Consider the following 4,872-nt stretch of genomic DNA (forward strand, 5'->3'; position numbering starts at 1 on the left):
CATGCCCCCCTGCTCTTCACCCCCCCCCCGGCGGGGGGGGGGGCGGGCCGCCCCCGCCCGCCCCCCTGCCCCCCCGCCGCGGGGGGGGGGGGGCAGCGCCCTACGAGGACCCCCACCCCGATCCGCTACGCGGATCGACCCTCCCCACATGGGGGAGGGTGGGCGCCTACTGCCGCTTATACTCGCGCACCGGCGACTTGGTGCCGTCGGTGTAGGTGACCTGCACCGCCATCGACGTCACGTTGTCGGCGACCTTGAAGTAAGGCTGGTAGTCATAAGGAATGGCGTACGGGTCCTTCTTGTCGCAAGGCGGCAGCTTGATCTCCCTGTCGAGCGCCGTGCCGTTCAGGCTGTAGCGCACCTCCTTGATGCCGCAGCGGAACGACAGCATCTGGGAGAAATAGACCAGGCCATGATTGCCGCTGGCGTCGAAGGCGATCCACGACGTCCAGAACTGGTCGAGGATCTGTTTGTTGCCCTGTTGCAGCGCTGCGTCCGGATCGAAACTTATGTCGAACGGCCCGGTCTCGCGGCCCCTGAGATCGAGATACTTGACCCCGATGGTGGTGGCCGTGGTGCTGTCGGGCAATTCGAAGCTCGGATTGGGCATCGGCTTGCCGGTGCGCTGGTCGTTCATCGCCATCAGCCCGGTGTCGGTGAACGGACCTGACACACCCATGCGCCAGGAAATGCCGGTCGCGGCCTCGGGCAGCGAGATGGAGATCATCCAGCCGGCATTGGAGCGCATCGGCGTCAGCGTCGGGGCAAAGCGTGCTGGGTCGAGCACGTCGCCAAGCGCCGTCAGGCGGGTACGGCTGCGGTCGAGCCAGTCGGCGAGCTGCGTCTGGTCGACGAAATATTTGAGCAGCCCGCCTTCCTTTTCATAGGAGACGAACCTGGTCAGCGCCTCGGCCTCGCTGCGCTTGTCGGACAGCGACTGGACGCCGAGGCGATCCTCGGAAAACTCCTGCGCGAGCAGGTAATAGGCCGGTGCGAAATCCGGATTGGCGGCGATGAAGGCGTTGAGCTTGTCGAGACGCTGGGCATCGTCGAACTGCAGGATATGGACCAGCTTGATCGACAGCGCCTTGGCCTTGTCGGCCAGGGCGCCGAACACTTCGCGGGCGCCGGCCTTGCCGTCCTGCACGCGCAGCAGGGTGGCGAAGCGTGTGTAGGGATCGACGGCGTCGACGTCGAAACCGGCGAAAGCGAGATAGGAGCGCCGCGCATTCAGCATGTCGCCGGAAAGCTCGTAGACGCGGGCATTGTGATAGAATTCGTCCGGCCGCTTCGGCTCGGCGATCGTCCCGCCCTGCGCGGCCAATGCGGCAAAGCCCTTGGCGATGGTGTCGATCGAGGCGGCGATCTGCTCGGTGGTCGCCTGAAGCTTATCCGCCTGCTCGGCCTGTTTCTGCTGGCCGGCAGCGAGCGTTTCGGTCGTCTGCTTGACCGCCTCTACCGACTTTTGCGTCTGCGCGCCCTGCTCAGCCTGCTGCTGCTGGGTCGACGCAATTTCCTCGGTCTTCTTCGCCACCGCGTCGGTCGATTGCTTGACCTGGTCGACCGCCAGCTTCGTCTCGGTTACCGTTTGCTCGATCCTGGCCACCCTGGCCGAGACGATGCCCATCTGCTGCTGCAACTGGGCGATGGCCGGCACCAGGCCGGCGATCACACCGTTCTGCGAATTGGACTGCTGCTGCAGGCCATAGACGCCGCCGGCGACGGCGGCAGCGCTGGTGGCAAAGATCAGCGCCGGCAGCGCCTTGGCGGCCAGCACCAGCCGCAGAACGATGGCAATGGCGATGACGGCGGCGGCAACCGAAGCGACCAGCGCGATATAGGCGGCGAACGGCGCCAGCGGATTGAGGATGTCGGATGCGGCGCCGCCGATGAAAGCGACGCTGCCGGCCCATTTGCCGGTGCGGCTGAGCGAAGCCCTGATAAGAGATGGCGCAGCCGCGCCGATGTCACCGGTCATTGTCAAATCCCCCAAGCAATTGCCGCCTCTATAGCAGCACCGCGACCCCGCAGGCAAAACAGGACAGGAAGCAGGCGATTTCGGGAGGTTGCCGTTTCAGCGCCGATGGTTGGCGAAGCCGAAGCGACATCTGATCTCCCCCCTTGCGGGGGAGATTGGCAGCGTCATCGGCAGCTCCGCCGTTAACCAAATGGACGAACAAAATGGGTTAGGCTAGGTTCCGGCCCTCTCAGCAACGCCGGACTTGACTTGCCAAATTTCCATTTCCCCTCCCCCGCCCAGAAATTTCTCGCAGCCCTCCTGCTGCTTGTCTTCGTGGCCGGCTGCAGCACCACCGCACCGCCCGACAGCGTGCTGGCGGTGCCGGCGCCGCAGGAGAAATATGCGGCCATCGTCGTCGATGCCGGCAGTGGCAAGACGCTGTTCGAAGTCAGTTCGAGGGCGCAACGCTATCCGGCGTCGCTGACCAAGATGATGACGCTGTACCTGCTGTTCGAGGCGCTGGAGTCCGGCCGCGTCTCGAAGGAAACGCAGATTCCGGTCTCCGACAATGCCGCCCGGCAGCCGCCGACCAAATTGCGCTTCAAGCGCGGCGAGAGCATCGATGTCGATTCGGCGATCCGGGCGATCGTGGTCAAGTCGGCCAATGACGTGGCGGTGGCGGTGGGCGAATATCTCGGCGGCTCGGAGGACCAGTTCGCCGCCATGATGACGTCCAAGGCGCGCCAGATCGGCATGAGCAGCACCGTCTTCCGCAATGCCTCCGGCCTGCCCGACGATGGCCAGCACACATCGGCGCGCGACATGGCGACGCTGGGGATGGCGCTGCGCGCCCGCTTCCCGCAGCAGTTCCACTATTTCTCCGAAAGCGACTTCATGTTCCGCGGCCGGCTGGTGCGCGGCCACAACGACATGCTCGGCCGGGTGCGCGGCGTCGACGGCATCAAGACCGGCTATATCAGGGCATCCGGCTACAATATCGTCACGTCCTACAATGCCGACGGCCGGCATCTGATCGTGGTGGTGATGGGCGCCGACAGCGCTAGGCAGCGCAACGACCATGTCGAAGCGCTGATCCAGCGCAGTCTGTCGCCCGCCATGGCCGATACGAAGACGCGGCTGATGTTTGCGGGAGATCAGCCGGCCGCGTCGCCCGGCCTGCCGCCGCCTGGTTTGCCGGCGCAGGGGTCGCAGTTGCCTGGTTTACCGCCGCAATAGAACCCGTCGTTGGGTGGAGGAACTCTGAAACGCCGGCGGGACAGCACCCCCCTCTGGCCTGCCGGCCATCTCCCCCTCAAGTGGGGAGATTAGCAGCTTCGGCGTCTCGCCTCTTTTTCGTGTTTGGCGAAGCCATGGCGACATCTGATCTCCCCCCTTGAGGGGGAGATGTCCGGCAGGACAGAGGGGGGTCGTGAAGGATCGCTGCCTCATCTTAACTCTGCAGCAGGCGCGACCTCCGTCGGCAACAGCACTTCGGCGGTCTGGTTGCCGAGCAGCAGGCGAGCGAGGCCCCGGGGGGCTGCGCTGCCACAGGCAATTGCAGCAGGCATTCATCACAAGCATGCACAAGCCCCCAATCTTCACCGCCACAGTGGCTATGCCGCCTCGCCTTGGCGTATCGTGGGCGCGACAGCAGGAGCCGGCATTATGAGCCCAAAACCATCCGAACAGGCCGACAATGAAAACGACAGCGGCGGCGAGTATTTCGAGGCGCCGCCCGCCCACGACGCCGAACTGGTTGCCGACGAGGCGCTGGAAGCGCCCGATGTGCCGGACTCCGAACCCCATGGCCGCCTGAAGCCGAAGCGAAAACCGTCGGCGATATCAGGTAGAAAGTTTCGCAAGCGTGACCTGGTGCGCATCGACGACCTCAGGCCGAGCCTGGCCGACCGCATCCGCTCCGATCATCCCGACCTGCCGCGCGGCGCCCGCATCAGCCGGGAGGAGCTCGGCCGTTACCGCATGCGCTACATGGAGGAGCTGCTGCAGCAGGAGCATGGCGAATTCTCCGAGCTCGACCGCCAGGTGGTCGAATCGATCGCCAGGCAGGACACGATTTCGGAAAACTCGGAAGAGGAGTTCGAGGAGCACCGCTCGTTCGCCGACCGCGTCTCCGACAACATGGCGGCTTTCGGCGGCAGCTGGTGGTTCCTGATCTCGTTCGGCAGCGTGCTTGCGGTGTGGATCGGCATCAATTTGATCGCGGGCGTGAGCAGCGCCTTCGACCCCTACCCCTTCATCCTGCTCAACCTGCTGCTCTCCTGTATCGCCGCCATCCAGGCGCCGATCATCATGATGAGCCAGAGACGGACGGAGGCCAAGGACCGCCTGCGCTCGTTCAACGACTACCGGGTGAACCTGAAAGCCGAGCTGGAAGTGCGCCATTTGCACGAAAAGCTCGACTATCTGATCTCGCGCCAATGGACGCGGCTGGCCGAAATGCAGCAGATGCAGCTGGATGCGATGCACGAACTGACCGGCGCGAAGAAGGCGAAGCGGGCGCCGCGCAGGGTGCGCAGGCGGGTGGCGAAGGTGGAGGTGGCGGGGTGAGTCCCGGGCTGAGGCTGCAAGGCGGACGCGAAGTTGCCGAGCCGCGCGACGTGGCTTCGAAAATATCGCCACGCCAATTGCCCGTTGAAGCCCGCGCCGGCTTCCGCTAAGAAGCCGTGGCTGGCCGGCCTATCGGCTGGTTCGTTTTCAGGTTCCCTGAAGGCACCCGTAGCTCAGCTGGATAGAGCGCTGCCCTCCGAAGGCAGAGGTCACAGGTTCGAATCCTGTCGGGTGCGCCAGCTTACCGAGGGTCCATTCCGGACACATAGGTTACGGTTTATATCGGAGACATGGGTAACACTTTTGGCCCGAAGGGGTTTTGGAGTGGTTCGAGCCTGCATGTC

At 64.7% G+C, this 4,872-nt stretch carries 3 protein-coding genes and 1 tRNA gene; 3 read left to right on the top strand and 1 reads right to left on the bottom strand.

Going from position 1 to position 4,872, the window contains the following annotated elements:
- Positions 1 to 166: 166 nt before the first annotated feature.
- Positions 167 to 1,978 (bottom strand): methyl-accepting chemotaxis protein, encoded by a 1,812-nt coding sequence (locus NKH35_RS30670; RefSeq protein ID WP_352917440.1) that lies wholly within the window; start codon positions 1,976 to 1,978, stop codon positions 167 to 169.
- Positions 1,979 to 2,227: 249 nt separating this feature from the next.
- Here NKH35_RS30670 and NKH35_RS30675 point away from each other — a divergent pair, with 249 nt between their 5' ends.
- The 3 genes from NKH35_RS30675 (at position 2,228) to NKH35_RS30685 (ending at position 4,767) form a co-directional block, all read left to right on the top strand.
- Positions 2,228 to 3,196, top strand: a complete 969-nt coding sequence (locus NKH35_RS30675) for a D-alanyl-D-alanine carboxypeptidase family protein (RefSeq protein ID WP_023689149.1) — start codon at positions 2,228 to 2,230, stop codon at positions 3,194 to 3,196.
- Positions 3,197 to 3,625: 429 nt separating this feature from the next.
- A complete protein-coding gene (locus NKH35_RS30680) occupies positions 3,626 to 4,528 on the top strand; it encodes a DUF1003 domain-containing protein (RefSeq protein WP_023703727.1) in 903 nt (300 codons plus the stop codon).
- A 162-nt stretch (positions 4,529 to 4,690) separates the two neighbouring features.
- A tRNA-Arg gene (locus NKH35_RS30685) sits at positions 4,691 to 4,767 on the top strand.
- Positions 4,768 to 4,872: the final 105 nt, after the last annotated feature.

Source organism: Mesorhizobium sp. M1143, from assembly GCF_040318435.1.
GTDB lineage: Bacteria > Pseudomonadota > Alphaproteobacteria > Rhizobiales > Rhizobiaceae > Mesorhizobium.